Source organism: Lysobacter sp. Root667 (genome assembly GCF_001427715.1).
GTDB lineage: Bacteria > Pseudomonadota > Gammaproteobacteria > Xanthomonadales > Xanthomonadaceae > Lysobacter.
Genome location: NZ_LMHF01000015.1, coordinates 30960 through 48668 on the forward strand (window position 1 = coordinate 30960; position 17709 = coordinate 48668).

At 70.6% G+C, this 17709-nt stretch carries 17 protein-coding genes; 11 read left to right on the top strand and 6 right to left on the bottom strand.

Features of this window, described 5'->3' with window-relative positions; genetic code table 11:
• Positions 1–22: 22 nt before the first annotated feature.
• Positions 23–682: a peptide-methionine (S)-S-oxide reductase MsrA gene (gene msrA, locus ASD78_RS17845; RefSeq protein WP_056103967.1), complete on the bottom strand. Its 660-nt coding sequence runs from the start codon at positions 680–682 to the stop codon at positions 23–25.
• A 286-nt stretch (positions 683–968) separates the two neighbouring features.
• On the opposite strand from msrA, the gene ASD78_RS17850 reads away from it, so the two are divergent.
• Positions 969–2618 carry a peptide-N4-asparagine amidase gene (locus tag ASD78_RS17850; RefSeq protein ID WP_056103970.1) on the top strand — a complete coding sequence of 550 codons (1650 nt, stop codon included), beginning with the start codon at positions 969–971 and terminating at the stop codon, positions 2616–2618.
• 121 nt (positions 2619–2739) lie between these two features.
• On the opposite strand, the gene ASD78_RS17855 is transcribed toward ASD78_RS17850, so the two are convergent.
• Positions 2740–3258 carry an adenine phosphoribosyltransferase gene (locus tag ASD78_RS17855; protein WP_055900910.1) on the bottom strand — a complete coding sequence of 173 codons (519 nt, stop codon included), beginning with the start codon at positions 3256–3258 and terminating at the stop codon, positions 2740–2742.
• Positions 3259–3355: 97 nt separating this feature from the next.
• Positions 3356–3658, bottom strand: a complete 303-nt coding sequence (locus tag ASD78_RS17860) for a DUF2007 domain-containing protein (protein ID WP_082559548.1) — start codon at positions 3656–3658, stop codon at positions 3356–3358.
• A gap of 239 nt (positions 3659–3897) precedes the next feature.
• Between ASD78_RS17860 and ASD78_RS17865 the strand changes: the two genes are divergently transcribed.
• The 6 genes from ASD78_RS17865 (at position 3898) to ASD78_RS17890 (ending at position 10280) form a co-directional block, all read left to right on the top strand.
• Positions 3898–5655 (top strand): glutamine--tRNA ligase/YqeY domain fusion protein, encoded by a 1758-nt coding sequence (locus ASD78_RS17865; protein WP_056103973.1) that lies wholly within the window; start codon positions 3898–3900, stop codon positions 5653–5655.
• Positions 5656–5666: 11 nt separating this feature from the next.
• A complete protein-coding gene (locus ASD78_RS17870; RefSeq protein WP_156087866.1) occupies positions 5667–6122 on the top strand; it encodes a hypothetical protein in 456 nt (151 codons plus the stop codon).
• A complete protein-coding gene (locus ASD78_RS17875) occupies positions 6119–6691 on the top strand; it encodes a nucleoside deaminase (RefSeq protein ID WP_200944261.1) in 573 nt (190 codons plus the stop codon). Before ASD78_RS17870 ends, ASD78_RS17875 begins: the two co-directional genes overlap by 4 nt.
• A 131-nt stretch (positions 6692–6822) precedes the next feature.
• Entirely contained in the window at positions 6823–7890 is a 1068-nt protein-coding gene (rlmM, locus tag ASD78_RS17880; RefSeq protein WP_056103979.1) for a 23S rRNA (cytidine(2498)-2'-O)-methyltransferase RlmM, read from the top strand.
• Between the two features lie 121 nt (positions 7891–8011).
• Entirely contained in the window at positions 8012–8713 is a 702-nt protein-coding gene (locus tag ASD78_RS17885) for a hypothetical protein (protein ID WP_055900649.1), read from the top strand.
• 253 nt (positions 8714–8966) lie between these two features.
• Complete coding sequence (locus ASD78_RS17890) at positions 8967–10280, top strand: MFS transporter (protein WP_056103982.1); 1314 nt, start codon at positions 8967–8969, stop codon at positions 10278–10280.
• Positions 10281–10300: 20 nt separating this feature from the next.
• Here the strand turns inward: ASD78_RS17890 and ASD78_RS17895 are convergent, their stop codons facing one another.
• Genes ASD78_RS17895 through ubiH form a run of 3 tightly spaced genes read right to left on the bottom strand, consistent with a single transcriptional unit; the run spans position 10301 to position 13124 of the window.
• Positions 10301–10627 (bottom strand): hypothetical protein, encoded by a 327-nt coding sequence (locus tag ASD78_RS17895; protein ID WP_056103985.1) that lies wholly within the window; start codon positions 10625–10627, stop codon positions 10301–10303.
• 47 nt (positions 10628–10674) lie between these two features.
• Positions 10675–11868 (bottom strand): FAD-dependent oxidoreductase, encoded by a 1194-nt coding sequence (locus ASD78_RS17900; protein WP_055900641.1) that lies wholly within the window; start codon positions 11866–11868, stop codon positions 10675–10677.
• Positions 11865–13124: a 2-octaprenyl-6-methoxyphenyl hydroxylase gene (gene ubiH / locus ASD78_RS17905; RefSeq protein WP_056103988.1), complete on the bottom strand. Its 1260-nt coding sequence runs from the start codon at positions 13122–13124 to the stop codon at positions 11865–11867. The genes ASD78_RS17900 and ubiH overlap by 4 nt, the downstream gene beginning before the upstream one ends.
• Before the next feature lie 175 nt (positions 13125–13299).
• Here ubiH and ASD78_RS17910 point away from each other — a divergent pair, with 175 nt between their 5' ends.
• Genes ASD78_RS17910 through ASD78_RS17925 form a run of 4 tightly spaced genes read left to right on the top strand, consistent with a single transcriptional unit; the run spans position 13300 to position 17546 of the window.
• A complete protein-coding gene (locus ASD78_RS17910; protein ID WP_055900633.1) occupies positions 13300–13887 on the top strand; it encodes a hypothetical protein in 588 nt (195 codons plus the stop codon).
• A gap of 13 nt (positions 13888–13900) precedes the next feature.
• On the top strand, positions 13901–14455 hold the full coding sequence (locus tag ASD78_RS17915; protein WP_056103989.1) for a cob(I)yrinic acid a,c-diamide adenosyltransferase: 555 nt from the start codon (positions 13901–13903) through the stop codon (positions 14453–14455).
• Positions 14456–14457: 2 nt separating this feature from the next.
• Positions 14458–15384, top strand: a complete 927-nt coding sequence (locus ASD78_RS17920; protein WP_055900627.1) for a histone deacetylase family protein — start codon at positions 14458–14460, stop codon at positions 15382–15384.
• Positions 15333–17546, top strand: a complete 2214-nt coding sequence (locus tag ASD78_RS17925; RefSeq protein WP_235566539.1) for a S9 family peptidase — start codon at positions 15333–15335, stop codon at positions 17544–17546. Before ASD78_RS17920 ends, ASD78_RS17925 begins: the two co-directional genes overlap by 52 nt.
• The last annotated feature ends 163 nt before the right edge of the window (positions 17547–17709 follow it).

The following is a 17709-nucleotide window of genomic DNA, read 5'->3' on the forward strand; positions in this document are numbered from 1 at the left end:
GCAAGCGCGCGCAGACGGGCGCTCAGGCGCCCACGCCGATCGGGCAGCTGACCCCGGTGCCGCCCAGCCCGCAGTAACCCATCGGGTTCTTCGCCAGGTACTGCTGGTGCTCGTCCTCGGCGTAGTAGAAGGTCGGCGCCGGAAACACGATCTCGGTGCTGATCTCGCCGTAGCCGGCCTCGCCCAGGCGCGCCTGGAACGCATCGCGGCTGGCCAGGGCGGCGCGGTACTGGGCCTCGTCGCTGCAATAGATCGCCGAACGGTACTGGGTGCCGACGTCGTTGCCCTGGCGCATGCCCTGGGTCGGGTCGTGGCTTTCCCAGAAGGTCTGCAGCAGCGCATCGAACGACACCACGGCCGGGTCGTAGACCACCAGCACCGCTTCGGTGTGGCCGGTCTGGCCGCTGCAGACTTCGCGGTAGCTCGGGTTGGGCGTGTAGCCGCCGGAATAGCCCACCGCGGTGGTGACCACGCCCGGCAGCGACCAGAACTTGCGCTCCGCGCCCCAGAAGCAGCCCATGCCGAACTGGACCTGGGCCAGGCCGGCGAACGCGTCGGGACCGCCGCGCAGCGGACGGCCGTGGACAAAGTGGACGTCGTGCAGCGGCATCGGGTCCGCGCGACCCGGCAGCGCGTCCTGCGGTTGCGGCAGACGTTGTTTGTTGGCGCCGATACCCAGCATGTCCGACTCCTGTTCGTGACGGGGGAGATCCGTGCCACAGAAATGCGGCGCGCAGCCCGCTGTTTCAAGGGTTCGGCAGGGCTGCGGCGGCCGTGCGCGAAGGCGGTTTCCGCCGACCACCGCACGCAAGCCGGCCGGCCCGGCGCAGGAACCGCGACCGCGTTCGCTGTCCTTGCGACGCGATAGCAGGATGCTCGCAAGGCACCGCCCGGTCCGCAGGGGGATGCCGCATCGCGGCATCGCGACCGCAGCGCGGACACCCCGCCACCGAAGGAACCGAACCGATATGCACGCGAACGCGAGCCTGCGCGCCTGGTGCGCCTCCACCCTGTTTTCGACCGGCCTGCTGCTGAGCGCCGCGCCGGCCCTGGCCGCCGACGAATTCGGCAGCGACTGGGACGACCCGCGCACCGCCGACCCCGCGGTCGCGCGTCCGCCGACCGCCAGCTGCACGGTCGAGATCCTCGACACCAGCTTCGCCGACTTCGACTGGCATTACGGCCGGATCGCAGCGCCGGCCGCCTGCCCCGGGCCCTGGAACAAGGTCGTGCTGGAGATGGACGGCGCGGTCAAGGGCGTGCAGTACGATCGCCTGGGCTACCTGCAGATCGGCGGCATGACGGTGTTCTCGACCAGCACGCCGGAGCCCTCGCGCGAGGGCATCCAGTGGCATGTCGAGAAAGACCTCAGCGCTTACGCCAGCCTGCTCAAGTCGCCGCAGGAAGTGCGCATGTACCTGGGCAACGTGGTCAACGAGACCTACACCGGCGTGATCCACATCAAGGCGCGGCTGACCTTCTACAACGCCGACCGCCGCCATCCGCCGACCCCCGCCGCCGACAGCGTCGCAGCGCTGGCCGGCGAACGCCGCGACGGCGCCGACCTGGTCGGCGACACCACCCTGCCCGCGAACGCGCAGCGCTGGATCGCCGAGGTCTACGCCACCGGTTCCGGCGGGGGCTGCGAGGAGTTCTGGTACTTCACCGCGCCGCCGCAGGCCAACTACTCCTGCCCAGCGCAGAACGGCCCCTATCGCGAAGTGCAGGTGCTGATCGACGGCCGCGTCGCCGGCATCGCCATGCCCTATCCGCACATCTACACCGGCGGCTGGTCCAACCCCTTCCTGTGGTACGTGATGCCGGCGCCGCGCGCGTTCAACATCGAACCGATCCGCTACGACCTCACGCCCTACATCGGCCTGGTCAACGACGGCCGCCCGCACGAGGTGCGCTTCCGCGTCGCCAACCTGCCCGACGGCGCCTCGGGCTGGACCCTGCAACCGAACCTGCAGTTCTGGCGCGATCCGCATCGCGCCAGCACCCGCGGCGGCCTGCTCAGCTACGAGCTCGGCACGCTGGCCAACGATCCGGCCTACAGCAGTCCGTCCGCAGGCAGCTTCCAGGTCGACACCCGCGGCGGCCATCGCCTGCGCGCGAGCGGCTGGCTGGAGACCTCGCAGGGCCGCGTGATCACCCACGTCGACCGCATCGTCGGCAACCGCAATCTGCACCACTGGGACGAAGGCGAGTTCCACGACGGCGTCAAGGGCGATTGGGACGACACCGAGACCGTGACCCGCATCGGCGGCGGCCTGCCCTCGGTGGCGGTGAACTCGCAGAGTTTCGGCTTCGACGGCCTGCTCAGCTTCGAACCGGTCGAGGATCACTATCGGGTGACCACCCGGCTCAACATCTACGACGACGCCAACGCCCTGCAGACGCCGGCGCCGGGCGCGGCGCCGCTCGCCCAGGTCAAGCGCAATCGCTTCGACGGCGAGGCCGGCTGGAACTACGGCGTGCCGCGCGATCAGCGCCACGCGGTGGGTCATTCCACGCAGCGTCACCAGCGTTTCGGCAGCCAGGGCTGCTACGACCACGAGATCGGCCAGAGCAACGGTTTCGTGAGCGTGGACAAGTACCGCTGCGGGCAGCCTTGAGGGTTGCGGGCGCTCCTGCCATCGGTGCGGCCCTCACCCTAGCCCTCTCCCGCTAGCGGGAGAGGGAGCCGCGCGGATATCGGGGCATCGCCTGATAGGCGTTGCCCCGGTTGATGCGAACTCAATAACTCAGCAAAGCATGCAGGCGCGCCGGCCCCTGCCAGCGCGCGCGACCGCCCAGGCCCGCCAGTTCGATCAACACGCTCGCACCCACCAGTTCCCCGCCCAGACGCTCGACCAGGGTCCGCGCCGCTTCCAGGGTCCCACCCGTCGCCAGCACGTCGTCGACGATCAACGTGCGTTCGCCGGGCTTGAGTGCGTCGCTGCGCGCCTGCAGGCGGTCGCTGCCGTATTCGAGCTGGTAGTCCACCGACACCAGCGGCGGCGGCAGCTTGCCCGGCTTGCGCAGCGGCACGAAGCCGGCGTGCAGCTTCTGCGCCAGCGCCGCGCCGAAGATGAAGCCGCGCGACTCGATCCCGCACACCGCCTGCACCTGACTGCCCTGCCAGGGCTCGGCCAGCGCGTCGATGCAACGCGCGAAGCCGCCGGCGTCGGCGAGCAGCGGGGTGACGTCGCGGAACACGATCCCGGGCTTGGGGAAATCGGCGACATCGCGGATCAGGGCTTGAATCGATTGCATGCGGGTCCTGCTGAACAAGAACGAAGGGAAGCCGGCGCCGCGCGGCGCGTGCCCGGGCGACATCGGGAAACTTAGGGGAGAACCCGTGCCTGTCGGCTCAGGCCGGCAGCCAGCCGATCGCGTCGGGGCCGGGCTCGCCAGAACCGGTCCCATCAAGATCAGGCTCGTCGTCCTGCGCGGCCTGCAAGGGCTCGCCCAGGGACAACTGCTCGACGATGTCGCGCGCCTGCGGCCAGGCCGCCTCGGGGACGCAGACCTGGACCATGCCGAACAAGGGCAACTCGCCCATGCCGCCCAGCAGGGCCTCGCCCTTGAGGAAGACCGGGATTTCGTCGGCTTCCAGGGCGTGCCGCACCAGGTGGGCGTCGATCAGATTGGCGGCTTCGTAGACGACCTTCATCGTCGCGATCCTTCGGCCTCGGTGGGCCAGTCGGGTCCGTCCTCAGCATACGCCGGCCGACCCCGCTCTGGGGTAGGAGCGGCGTAAGCCGCGACCGCGCGGTAGCCGTAGCCACGGGTCGCGGCTTACGCCGCTCCTACCCCAAAGCGGTGTCGCTTTGCCTGCGGCGCCAGCTCCGACAGGGCACGGAAACCCGGCAGCGGCTAAACTGCTCGTTCTCTCCTCCCCGTAAGTGCCGCATGTCCGTCGAGTCCGCACCCGCCACCGATCCCACCACCGACGCCGCGCCGGCCAGGAACGACTTCATCCGGCAAATCGTTCGCGAGGACGTGGCCTCGGGCAAGCACGCGGCCATCCGCACCCGCTTCCCGCCCGAACCCAACGGCTACCTGCACATCGGCCACGCCAAGGCGATCTGCCTGGACTTCGGCATCGCCGGCGAGTTCGGCGGCCGTTGCAACCTGCGCTTCGACGACACCAACCCGGCCAAGGAAGACCCCGAGTACGTCGAAGCGATCATGCAGGACGTGCGCTGGCTGGGCTTCGAGTGGGCCGAACTGCGCCACGCCTCGGACTATTTCGAACTGTTCTACCTGGCCGGCGAGAAGCTGATCCGCCAGGGCGACGCCTTCGTCTGCGATCTCAGCGCCGAGGAAGTGCGCGCGTATCGCGGCAGCCTGAACGAGCCGGGCCGCAACTCGCCCTATCGCGACCGCAGCGTCGAAGAGAACCTGGACCTGTTCCGGCGCATGCGCGCGGGCGAGTTCGCCGACGGCGCGCGCACCCTGCGCGCCAAGATCGACATGGCCTCGGGCAACATCAACCTGCGCGACCCGGCCCTGTACCGGATCAAGAAGGTCGCCCACCAGAACACCGGCGACGCCTGGCCGATCTACCCGATGTACGACTTCGCGCATTCGCTCAGCGACTCCTGCGAAGGCATCACCCATTCGCTGTGCACCCTGGAGTTCGAGGACCACCGTCCGCTGTACGACTGGTGCGTGGCCCGGGTCGATCTGCCCAATTCGCCGGATCTGCTGGCGCCGCTGCTGGCCAAGGGCCTGCCGAACGAAGCCGCGATCCCGCGCCAGATCGAGTTCTCGCGCGCCAACCTCACCTACACCGTGATGAGCAAGCGCAAGCTCATGGTGCTGGTGCAGGAAAAACTGGTCGACGGCTGGGACGACCCGCGCATGCCGACCCTGCAGGGCATCCGCCGCCGCGGCTACACCCCGGCCTCGCTGCGCCTGTGGGCCGAGCGCCTGGGCGTGAGCAAGCAGAATTCGGTGATCGACTACTCGGTGCTGGAAGGCTGCCTGCGCGAGGACCTCGACGCGGCCGCGGCGCGGCGCATGGCGGTGATCGATCCCCTGAAGCTGGTCATCACCAACCTGGGCGACGACCACGAAGAGTCGCTGCACTTCGGCAACCACCCCAAGGACGAGAGCTTCGGCGCACGCCGGGTGCCGTTCTCGAACCAGCTGTGGATCGAGCGCGAGGACTTCGAGGAAGTCCCGCCCAGGGGCTACAAGCGCCTGATCCCGGGCGGCGAAGTGCGCCTGCGCGGCGCCGGCATCCTGCGCTGCGACGAAGTGATCAAGAACGAGGCCGGCGAGATCGTCGAGCTGCGCGGCACGCTAGATCCCGAGTCGCGTCCCGGCATGGCCGGCGCCGACCGCAAGATCAAGGGCACCATCCACTGGGTCAGCGCGCGCCACGCCGTCGCGGCCGAAGTGCGCCTGTACGACCGCCTGTTCGACGTCGCCGCGCCGGACGACGACAGCGACGGCAAGACCTATCAGGACCACCTCAACCCGAACTCGCGCCGCACCGTCACCGGCTACGTCGAACCGGCCGCCGCCCAGGCCGCGCCCGAGACCGCGTTCCAGTTCGAGCGCGTCGGCTATTTCGTCGCCGACCGCTACGACCACCGCGCCGACCGCCCGGTGTTCAACCGCAGCGTGACCTTGCGCGACACCTGGGCCAGCAAGGCCTGAGACCGATGACGATGCGCCGACTCGCCCTCCTGCTGCTGACCACCCTGCTGTCGACGCTGCTGGCCGCCTGTTCCTCGCCGGCACCGGCACCGGCACCGGCGGCCGATGCCGCCGCGCCGGCCGCTGCGCCCGCCTCGCCCGCGACCGCCGCCGAAACGCCCGCACCGGCGCCGGCCCCGCAGTTTCCGACGCCCGGCGTGCACTCCGAAGCGCTGGAGCCGGTCGCTATCGCGATGGACTTGAGCTGCGCCAGCGACAGCGACTGCGTGGTCAAGAACGTCGGCAACTGCTGCGGCCAGTTCAACGCCTGCGTCAATCGCGGCAGCCCGGCCGATCCGTCGGCGGTGATGGCGCAGTGCGCGAAGGAAGGCAAGATGTCGATGTGCGGCTCGCCGGTGATCGCCGGCTGCGCCTGCGTCCAGGGCGAGTGCCGCGGCGTCGCCGGCCAGCACGGGGAACCGATGTGAGCGCGTCCGCCGCTCCGCTGCAGGCGCGGGTCGAATTGCTGCTGCCGGACTGGATCGACGGCGCCGTCGACCGCGAGCGCCTGTACGCCAGCGACGAGGACAAGGTCGCGCTGGCGGTGGAGCTGTCGCGACGCAATATCGAGCTCGGCAGCGGCGGCCCGTTCGGCGCGGCGGTGTTCGATCAGCAGGGCCGGGTGATCGGCGTGGGCGTGAACCGGGTGGTGCCGCAGACCTGTTCGGTCGCGCACGCCGAGATGATGGCCTTCATGACCGCGCAGACCGCGACCGGCCGTTACCGCCTCAACGAAACCGGGGCGACCACCCTGGCGACTTCGGCCCAGCCCTGCTGCATGTGCTACGGCGCCAGCTTCTGGGCCGGTATCGACACCTTGCTGATCGGCGCGCGCTCGGAAGACGTGATGGCGCTGACCGAGTTCGACGAAGGTCCGCTGCCCGCGGACTGGATCGGCGAACTCGAGCGCCGCGGCATCGCGGTGCGCCGCGATCTGCACCGCGACGCGGCGCGCGACGTGCTGCGCCGCTACGGCGAGAGCGGCGTGGCTTACTGACGGCGACGCTCCGCTTTGGGCAGAGGCGGCGCAAGCTGCGACCGTCCCGCGTCGAACTCGCGTCAGCTTCGCGCCGGCGCGGTCGCGGCTCACGCCGCTGCTACCTCTTCACACCACAACGAGTTCAAACGATGACCGAGCAAGCGCTGTTCTGCTGGTGCCGCGCCGGCTTCGAGCCCGAACTCGCGGCCGAACTGGGCGAGCGCGCGGCCGTCGCCGGCCACCCGGGATACGCCCGGACCGAACGCGGCAGCGGCTATGTCGAGTTCCTGTGCGAGGACCCGGCGGCGCTGGCGCGCGCACTGCCGTTGGACAAGCTGATCTTCGCGCGACAGAAGCTGCTGCGCCTGGCCGACCTGCGCGGGCTGGATCCGCGCGACCGCATCACCCCGATCCTGGCCGCGCTCGACGCCGCCGCGGCCGACGGCGCACCGGCGCTCTACGGCGAGCTGTGGGTCGAACACCCCGATTCCGATGCCGGCAAGCCGCTGGCCGGCCTGGCGCGCAGTTTCGGCAATGCGCTGCGCCCGGCGCTGCGCAAGGCCGGCCGGCTCAGCGCCAGCGACGACAGCCAACGTCCACGCCTGCATATCGTCTTCCTCGACGGCGACCATGCCGTGGTCGCCGTCGCCGACACCCGCGACGCCTCGCCGTGGCCGCTGGGCATCCCGCGCCTGCGCATGCATCCGGATGCGCCCAGCCGCTCGGCGCTGAAGCTGGAAGAAGCGCTGCTGACCCTGCTCGACGACGAGGAACGCGAACGCCTGGTGCGCGACAACATGCAGGCGGCCGACCTGGGCGCCGCGCCCGGCGGCTGGACCTGGGTGCTGATGCGCAACGGCATGAAGGTCACGTCGGTCGACAACGGTCCGCTGCGCCAGGCCCTGCTCGACAGCGGACGCGTCGATCATCTGCGCGCCGACGGTTTCCAGTGGCAGCCGCGACGGACGATGGACTGGATGGTCTGCGACATGGTCGAACAACCCAGCCGCGTCGCCGAGCGCATGGCGACCTGGCTGCGCGAAGGCTGGTGCCGGCAGACGATCTTCAACCTCAAGCTGCCGATGAAGAAGCGCTGGGAAGAAACGCGGGTGTGCCTGGAACTGTTCGAACACCAGACCCACCGACCGCTGATCGTGCGCGCGCGCCAGCTGTATCACGATCGCGAAGAGATCACCGTGTACGCGCGTCCGCGCTGAAGGCCGCATTCGCCGTCGTTCATGCTGCGACGGCGCCGTTCAGCCGGCGTTTCGCTCGTTTACATCGGATTGACCGCGGGGGGTCTAGGGTCGCCACTCCCCCACCCGCACGAAGGTCACGATGAACAGGCATGCCCGCAAACACGCCACATCCCTGAGTCGGATCACTCTGCTGGCCCTGGCGCTCGCCGCCACCGGCCTGAGCACGCAGGCGCTGGCGCAGGCCAAGTCCAAGGTCGGCGCGCAGATCAACGCCACCACCGACGCCAAGATCGCAGTCGACGATGCCCGCACCGCACGCGACGACGCCGAGGCCGCGCAGGCCGCGGCGCGCGACGCCGCGCTGACGCACAAGGCCGGTGCGGCCACCGAACACGGCGCCGCGACCGCGGCCGCCACGTCCTATCAGGCCAAGCAGTCCTCGATCGCCGCGCAGACCGCGGCGCATCGCGCGACCAGCGCAGCGCAGGAAGCGCAGGCCGCGCAAACCGCGGCCCAGACCGGCGCCAATCCGGTCGCCGCCGCCGCCGAGGCCGGCCAGGCCGCCGCTGCGGCGCGCGACGCCAGCAGCGCGGCCACCGACGCCAGCATGCGCGCGCAGGCCGCAGCCGCGGCCACCACCCAGGCAACCACCGCACCGCCGATGTCGGCACGCGCCAGCGTCGGCTACCGGATCGACTTCGGTGCCCTCGACAGCGACCGCGACGGCCGCATCAATCGCACCGAGGCCGGCGGCCACGCCGCACTGACCGCGGACTTCCTGCTGCTCGACGCCGACAGCGACGGGTATCTGAGCCCGAGCGAACTCGAAGGCCGCATGTAAACCAATACGTTCCACACGCAACACCGCGACGCCCCGGTCCGCCGGGGCGTCGCCACATAGGCCATTCGTAGGATGCGGTGAGCGCAGCGAACCGCATCGTCGTGCGAGCCGGCCGAGCCGGCGGCGCGGTCACCGCCGCGCCACCAAACAGATCGCCTGCGCCATCCCCGCCCCGCGAAACGCAAACCCACGCGCACTCGCCGCTGAGCCTTTGTCGTACATTGCCGCTTCCATCCTCCGCCGCCGACGCCCGATGACCGATGTCTCCGCGACGATCTCCGCGCCCGTCGCGCGCGCCCTGGATCGCAAGGACCTGCGCACGCTTTCCCTGGCTGCGCTGGGCGGCGCGCTGGAGTTCTACGACTTCGTCATCTTCGTATTCCTGACCGAAAGCCTGCGCCAGCTGTTCTTCCCGCCGGACATGCCGGGCTGGTTGTCGACGCTGCAGGTCTACGGCATCTTCGCCGCCGGTTACCTGGTGCGGCCGATCGGCGGCATCGTCATGGCCCACTTCGGCGACCGCTCCGGGCGCAAGCGCATGTTCACCCTGAGCGTATTCCTGATGGCGCTGCCGACTCTGGGCATCGGCCTGTTGCCGGTGTATGCGCAGATCGGCGTCGCGGCTCCGCTGTTGCTGCTGGCGCTGCGCATCGTCCAGGGCATCGCCATCGGCGGCGAAGTGCCGGGCGCCTGGACCTTCGTCGCCGAGCACGTGCCGTCCAAGCGGGTCGGCTTCGCCTGCGCCAGCCTGTCGGCCGGACTCACCGCCGGCATCCTGATCGGCTCGCTGATCTCGGCCGCGGTCAACACCTGGTTCGCCCCGGCCGAAGTGCTGGACGGGGCCTGGCGCCTGCCGTTCCTGATCGGCGGCGTGTTCGGCTTCTTCGCCGTCTACCTGCGGCGCTGGCTCAGCGAGACGCCGGTGTTCGCGGCGATGCGCGAGAGCCGCCAGCTGGTTCAGGAATTGCCCTTGAAACGGGTGCTGCGCGAGCACGCGGGCGGCGTGGCGCTGTCGATGCTGGTGACCTGGCTGCTGACCGCGGCGATCGTGGTGATCATCCTGATGACGCCGACCATCGTCCAGCAACGCTTCGGCATCGCGCCGTCGCAGGCCTTCCTCGGCAACAGCCTGGCCGCATTCTGTCTGACCCTGAGCGCGGTCGGCGCCGGTCTGCTGGCCGACAGGATCGGACGTGTGCAGGCATTGCTGATCGGCGCGGTCGGGGTGCTGCTGAGCAGTTACGCGCTGTACTACGACCTCAACCACGGCGCCCGGCACTTCCTGCTGATGTACGCGCTGGCCGGCACCTTCGTCGGCGTGGTCGGAGTGATACCGGCGGTGATGGTGGCCGCATTCCCGGCGCCGGTGCGCTTCTCCGGCCTGTCGTTCTCGTACAACGTCGCCTACGCCGTGTTCGGCGCGCTCACCCCGCCGCTGCTGTCTTCGCCGTGGATGCGCGGCCTGGGCGGGATGGCGCCCGCCTACTACGTGATGGCGGTGGCGCTGGTCGGCGTGGCGGTGGCGCTGTATCTGCTGATCCGGCGGCCGCAGTCTTACCTCGACTGAGGCCGTCGCGAGCGGCGACGCTAGAAGGTCGCGCAGGTCAACACGAAGGCGAAGAAGAAGACCCACAGTCCCAGCAGCCACACGGCCAGCATGCCCAACAGCGCTAGCAGCAGGAGCAACGCCCGCCGCAGCCGGTGCGTACCGGCGGTGGCGCGGAAACTCGCGACCGGTACCATCGCGCCGGCCAAGCCGAACCCCAGCAAGACCAGCGCTGCCAGCGCGGTCATCGTCCAGGATCGCCCGTCCTGGCTCGGCGGGCATTGCGTCATCGCCCAGGCCAGCATCGGCCAGGCGTAGGCGAGCCCAGCGAAGTGGAGCGCGATGCGCGTGCGCCTGATCGTCGCCATAGTGACGGCCCCCGAGAAAATCGGAGCCACCCTAGCGCAACGCGCCGCTACACGCCGGCCGCGCGCCGCCAGAACGCGTGCGTGACCGGCGGCAACTTGCCGGCCAGGCCCAGCAGCGGACCGCGCAGCAGGGTCGCGGCGACGGCGTCGTTGGAGAACAGTCGATTGAGGCCGTCGAAGCCGTAGGCGGCGAGCGCGTTTTCGCTGCGGCGCTCGCGCTCCCAGCGCTGCAGTCGCGACGTGCCGCCGAGGTCGGCGCCGCGTCGCTGCGCGTCGGCGAGCACTTTGCGCAGCGCGGCGACATCGCGCAGCCCCAGGTTCACGCCCTGCCCCGCCAGCGGATGCACCACGTGCGCGGCGTCGCCGGCGATGGCGACGCGGCCGCTCACGTACTTCTGCGCCAGCTGCCGGCGTAGCGGAAACGCCACCCGGCGCGACACTGCGGTGGCGGCGCCGAGGCGGCCGCCGAAGGCATGGCCGAGCTCGCGCAGGAACTCCGCGTCTTCGACCTGCAGCAAGCGTTCGGCCTGCGCGTCGGGCAGGGTCCAGACGATGGAACTGCGGCGGCCGCCGTGACCGGCATACGGCAGGAACGCCAGCGGCCCGGTCGGCAGGAAGCGCTGCCAGCAGGTCGCCTGGTGCGGCAGTTCGTGATCGACGAACGCCACCAGGCCGCGCTGACCGTAGTCGTGCGCGGGCGCCTCGATGCCGGCCAGGCTGCGCAGTTGCGATTCGGCGCCGTCGGCGGCCAGCACCAGCCGGGCGCGCAGGCGCGTGCCGCCGGCTAACAGCAGTTCGGCGCTGTCGCCGTCGGGCGCCTGTTCCAGGCCGGTCACCTGCTCCGGGCAGTACAGGCGCACGCCGGCCGCGGGCAAGGCCGCCCACAGGCGGTCGACCAGCAGGCCGTGCTCGACGATCCAACCCAGTTCGCGGCGGCCGAAGGCGTCGGCCTCGAAGCTCAGTTCGCCGCCACCGGCCGCATCCCAGACCCGCATCGCGCGATACGGCTGCGCGCGCGCATCGGTCACGCCCTTCCAGACGCCCAGGCCGTCGAGCAGCGCGGCGTTGTCGGGCGCGAACGCGTACACGCGCAGGTCCGGCGCGTCCTCGCGCCAGTGCGGCGGTTCGCGGCTTTCGACCAGGGCGACCTCCAGGCCGTCGCGCGCGAACGCGAGCGCGGCCGCGGCGCCGACCACGCCGGCGCCGACCACCAGCACATCCAGCGGACCGCGCCGGCTCATGCGCGTTCTCCGCGGCACAGCGCCGGCACGTCGCCGCGATAGCCCATCGCGCCGCCGACCAGGTAAGCCTGCGCCGACGGCAGGCGGTCGGCCGCGAACAGGCCCAGGCTGCGCAGCGGCCGCAGCAGCGGCGATTCGTTGGCGGTGATCCGGGCCAGGCCGTCGGAGAACGCCACGGTGCGTTCGCAGTCCTCGCGCCGGCGGCGTTCGTAATCGTCCAGCAGCGCCGCGGCGCCGCAATCGACTTCGCCGTGCGCGGCCAACGCGGTTTCGATCAGTTCGGCCAGGGTCAGCGCATCGCGCAGGCCGAGGTTGAAGCCCTGGGCACCGATCGGATGGATGGTCTGGGCGGCGTTGCCGACCAGCAGCGCGCGCGCCGCGCTGCGGCGCTGCGCCAGCACCCGGATCGCCGGATAGGCGCTGCGCGTGCCGCAGGCCAGGAAACGGCCGATGCGCCAGCCGAACGCTTCCTGGACATGGGCCAGGAAGCCGGCCTCGTCCAGCGCCGCCACCGCGTCGGCCTGCTCCCGGCGCACGCCGTGGACCAGGCCGTAGTGGCCATCGCCGCGCGGCAGCAGCGCGGTCGGGCCGCCCTCGCTCAGACGTTCGTAGGCGGTGCCGTCGGGCGCGCGTTCGGCACGCAATCGGGTCACGAACAGGGTCTGCTCGTAGTCGTATTCGTCCACGCCGATGCCCAGCGCCTCGCGCACGCCGCTGCGGGTGCCGTCGGCGGCGACCAGCAGGCGCGTGCGCAGGATGCGTTCGCCGGCGCCGTCGGCGACCCGGACCGCGCGGCTGCGGCCGTCGTCCTCGGCCAGGCCGACGAAGCGCACCGGGCGATAGCGCTGCAGGCGCGGCAGTTCGGCCAGGCGCGCTTCCAGGGCGGCGCCGAAATCGCGCGCGGTCACCACCCGGCCGAACTCGTCGCGGCCGTAGCGCTGGGCGTCGAGCAGGCTGCGGCCGAAATCGCCGCGCCGGCTGATGTGGATGCGCCGGATCGCACCGCTGGGCGCGCGCAGCTTCTGCAGCACGCCCAGTGCGCCCAAGGCGTTGACGGTGGCTTCGGCGAAACTGAGGTTGCGCTCGTCGAACACCGCCGGCAGGGCGCCGGGCGGCGCCGCCTCGACCAGGCCGACATCCAGGCCGCTGCGGTCCAGGGCGATCGCCAGGCTGGCGCCGACCAGGCCGCCGCCGACGATCAGCACATCGTGAAGGGTCTGCGCCGGATCGGTGGGCGCATGGGCATCTTGGGTCATGCGTTCATGATACGACCGCGTCCGTGCCGAATCCGTGGCCGGCGCGCGCATTCGCGGTTTCGCGCCCCGCCGGCGCCCTCGGATCAGGCGCTTGCCGGGCGAAAGCGGCACTTTCGCCGCAGGTTCCTTAGAATGGGCGGATTGGCGCGCCAGTCCGGCGTCGGGAGCCTTAGCCATGAAGCCCACCACCCAACGCAGTCTGATCCTCGCCCTGCTGGCCCTGTTGATGGTCGCCACGCGCGTCAACCACTGGGCGCCGATCCCCGATGCCTCCTGGGCCGTGTTCTTCATCGGCGGCTTCTACCTGCGCCAGTGGACGCGCTGGGCGTTCCCGGCGCTGATGGCGCTGGCGGTGGCGGTGGACTACGCGGTGATCACCGGCCAGGGCCAGAGCTTCTGGCAGCACTACTGCGTCTCGGCCGCGTACTGGTTCCTGGTGCCGGCGTACTTCGCGATGTGGGCCGGCGGCCTGTTCGTCGCGCGCCGCTACTCGCGCAGCTGGCGCACGCTGGCGCTGACCGCGGCGGCGCTGGTCGCCTCGACCATGGTCTGCCAGCTGCTCAGCCAGGGCAGCTTCTACTGGCTGTCGGCCTCGGTGGCCGAGAAGACCGTCGCCGGCTGGGCCGCGAACTACTTCCAGTGGCTGCTGCCCTACATGCAGACCGCCGCGACCTATGTCGGCATCGCCGTGGTGGTGCACGCGATCGTCGCCTCGGCCGGCAAGGCCACAGCCGGCGCCGGCGATCTGGCCGACAAGCGCTGATCCGCAGCGCGCGATGGGCAACCGCCTTTCCAAGATCTACACCCGCACCGGCGACGACGGCAGCACCGGTCTGGGCGACGGCAACCGCGTCGGCAAGGATTCGGCGCGGGTCGATGCCTACGGCACGGTCGACGAGGCCAACTCCTGCATCGGCCTGGTCCTGGCCAGCGAGCTGCCCACGGCGATCCGCGATCAGCTGGTCGCGATCCAGCACCAGATGTTCGACCTCGGCGGCGAGCTGTGCATCCCCGGCCACGCCGCGATCTTCGACGCCGACATCGACCGTCTCGAACAGTGGCTCGACGCTCATAACGACGGCTTGCCGGCGCTGAAGGATTTCATCCTGCCCGGCGGCGGCGAAGCCGCGGCGCGCTGCCACATCGCGCGCACCGTGGTGCGTCGCGCCGAACGCGAGACCGTGGCGCTGTCGCGCCTGGAAGCGGTGCGGCCCGAGGCCGTGCGCTACCTCAATCGCCTCTCCGACCTGCTGTTCGTGCTGGCCCGGGTGCTGGCGCGCGCCAGCGGCCACGGCGAGGTGATCTGGAACCACGAGCGCCGCAAGGGCTAGCGATGCGCGTCTACACGCACCCGGCCTGCACGCGCCACGACCCGGGTCCGGGCCATGCCGAGCGGCCGCTGCGCCTGGTTGCGGTCACCGAGGCGCTGCGCGAATCCTTCGCCGCGCTGGACTGGCACGAGGCGCCCAGCGCCAGCCGCGGCCAGTTGCTGCGTGCCCACGACGACGCCCTGCTGGCGCTGGTGCTGGACACCGTCGTCGACGGACCGATGCAGCTGGATCCCGACACCGTGCTCGCGCCGGGCTCGGCCGAAGCCGCGCTGCGCGCCGCCGGCGCCGGCGTGGCCGCGGTCGATGCGGTGCTCAAAGGCGAGGAAACCCGGGTGTTCTGCGCGGTGCGCCCGCCCGGCCATCACGCCACCGGCTCGGCCGCGATGGGCTTCTGCCTGTTCAACAACATCGCCGTCGCCGCCGCCCACGCCTGCGACAAGCACGGCCTGGCGCGGGTCGCGGTGATCGATTTCGACGTCCACCACGGCAACGGCACCCAGGCGATCTTCGACACCGATCCGCGCGTGCTGTACGTGAGTTCGCACCAGATGCCGCTGTACCCCGACACCGGCTACGCCGACGAACGCGGGGTCGGCAACGTCATCAACGCACCGCTGCCGCCGGGCGCGGGCAGCGCGACCTTCCGCCAGGTCTGGCGCGAACGCCTGCTGCCGGCGATCGACTCGTTCCGGCCGCAACTGCTGCTGATCTCGGCCGGCTTCGACGCCCATCGCCGCGATCCGCTCGCGCAACTGGAACTGGACGGCGACGACTACCGGTGGATCACCGCCGAACTGGTCGCGATCGCCGACAAACATGCGCGCGGCCGGGTGATCTCGATGCTCGAAGGCGGCTACGACCTGGCGGCCTTGCGCGAATGCGCGGTCGCGCACGTGGGCGCGATGCTCGGCGCTTCCGCGCCGGCCTGATCCGCGCCGGCCTGATCCGCGCCGGCCTGAGCGGCGCCGGCCTGAGCGGCGAATTCTCGCGGCCGGGCTACCGGCGCCGCGCCCGCCCGGCCTATATTCGGATCAGCACCGGGCAGCTCTGGCTGCCGGGCCCCGTCGCACGGCCGCCCACGCGCCTGCGTAGCGATCGTCATCACAAGGAACGTCCCATGACCCGCTCCGGTTTCGTCCGTACGCCGCTGTCCCTCGCCCTGGCGCTGGCCGCGCTGCCGCTGGCCGCCATCGCCGGCACGCGCGCGCCCTCTCCCGCGATGTCCGCGCCCGCCGTTGCCGCCAGCGCCGCGGCGGCACTGCCCAGCAAGCAGTACGGCATCCAGGACTTCATCGATTCGATCGGCGTGTCCGGCGCCTCGTTCTCGGCCGACGAAAGCCGGCTGCTGTTCTCGTCCAACAAGTCCGGCATCTGGAATGCCTATTCGATGCCGGTCGGCGGCGGCGAATGGACACCGGTGACGCGCTCGACCGTCGACAGCACCTACGCGGTGTCCTACTTCCCCGACGACGACCGCGTGCTGGTCACCCGCGACCAGGGCGGCAACGAACTCAACCATCTCTACGCGATCGGCAGCGACGGCAAGGAGCGCGACCTGACCCCGGGCGACAAGCTCAAGGCCAGCTTCGCCGGCTTCAGCCACGACGGCCGCCATTTCTACGTCAGCAGCAACGAACGCGACCCTAAGGTGTTCGACCTGTACCGCTACGACAGCGGCGACTACACGCGCGAGCTGGTGTATCGCAATGCCGACGCCTACGAGATCGGCCCGATCTCCGCCGACGAGCGCTGGATCGCCTTGTCCAAGACCCACACCACCAACGACTCCGACCTGTTCGTGGCCGAGCTGTCCAGCGGCAAGGCCACCAAGGTCTCCGTGCACAGCGGCCAGGCCCAGTTCTCGGGCCAGGACTTCAGCCCCGACTCGAAGTGGCTGTACTACACCGCCAACGACCAGGGCGAGTTCGCCCAGCTGCGCCGGGTCGAGCTGGCGAGCGGCAAGCACGAGCCGGTGCAGCAGGCCGACTGGGACATCACCGACGCCTACTTCTCCCACGACGGCAAATACCGCGTGGTCGCGATCAACGAAGACGGCAGCACCGCGATCCAGGTCTTCGACCACGCCAGCGGGCGCCAGGTCGCGCTGCCGAAACTGCCGTCGGGCGAAATCCGCAACCTGCGCATCTCGCGTTCGGAAAAGCGCCTGGCGTTCTATCTCAACGGCGACCGCCAGCCCAACGATCTGTACGTGCTGGATTTCGGCGGCGAACCCAGGCAGCTCACCCATTCGCTCAATCCGGCGATCGCCGCCAGCGACCTGGTCGATTCGCAGGTGGTGCGCTTCAAGAGCTTCGACGGCCTGTCGGTCCCCAACATCCTGTGGAAGCCGCACCAGGCTTCGCCGGCCGCCAAGGCGCCGGCGCTGGTGTGGGTGCACGGCGGCCCCGGCGGCCAGACCACGCGCGCCCACAGCGCCGTGATCCAGTTCCTGGCCAACCACGGCTACGTGGTGCTGGGCATCAACAACCGCGGCAGCTCCGGCTACGGCAAGACCTTCTTCGCCGCCGACGACGGCAAGCACGGCCGCGAACCGCTGCAGGACACGATCTCGGCGAAGCAGTACCTGCAGTCGCTGGACTACGTCGACCCGGACCGCATCGGCATCATCGGCGGCAGCTACGGCGGCTACATGACCGTGGCGGCGCTGGCCTTCCATCCCGACGAGTTCAAGGTCGGCGTCGACATCTTCGGCGTCACCAACTGGCTGCGCACGCTGGAGAGCATCCCGCCGTACTGGGAGAACATCCGCCTGGCGCTGTACAAGGAGGTCGGCGACCCGGCCACCCAGCGCGATTTCCTGATCGCGACCTCGCCGCTGTTCCACGCCGACAAGATCAACAAGCCGCTGATGGTGCTGCAGGGCGCCAACGACCCCCGCGTGATCAAGCCCGAGTCCGACGAGATCGTGGCCGCGGTGCGCAAGAACGGTGTGCCGGTGGAGTACGTCGTGTTCGACGATGAAGGCCACGGCTTCAGCAAGAAGAAGAACCAGATCGAGGGCTACGGCAAGATCCTGGTCTTCCTCGACACCTATCTGAAGGGCGACGGCAAGGCCAAGGGCCAGCCCTGAGGCCAGGCCAGCGGCCCGCGCGCTCTTGGGGGCTTGCGGGCCGCGGGCTTTCGACAGGGCGCGGACGCCTTGGCCGCCCGACCCCGGCGCAGCCTCCGGCACCGTCGGGCACGGCCTTGCCGGGGGCCGATCGCCGCGTCCGCACGACAAGATGAACGAGGCG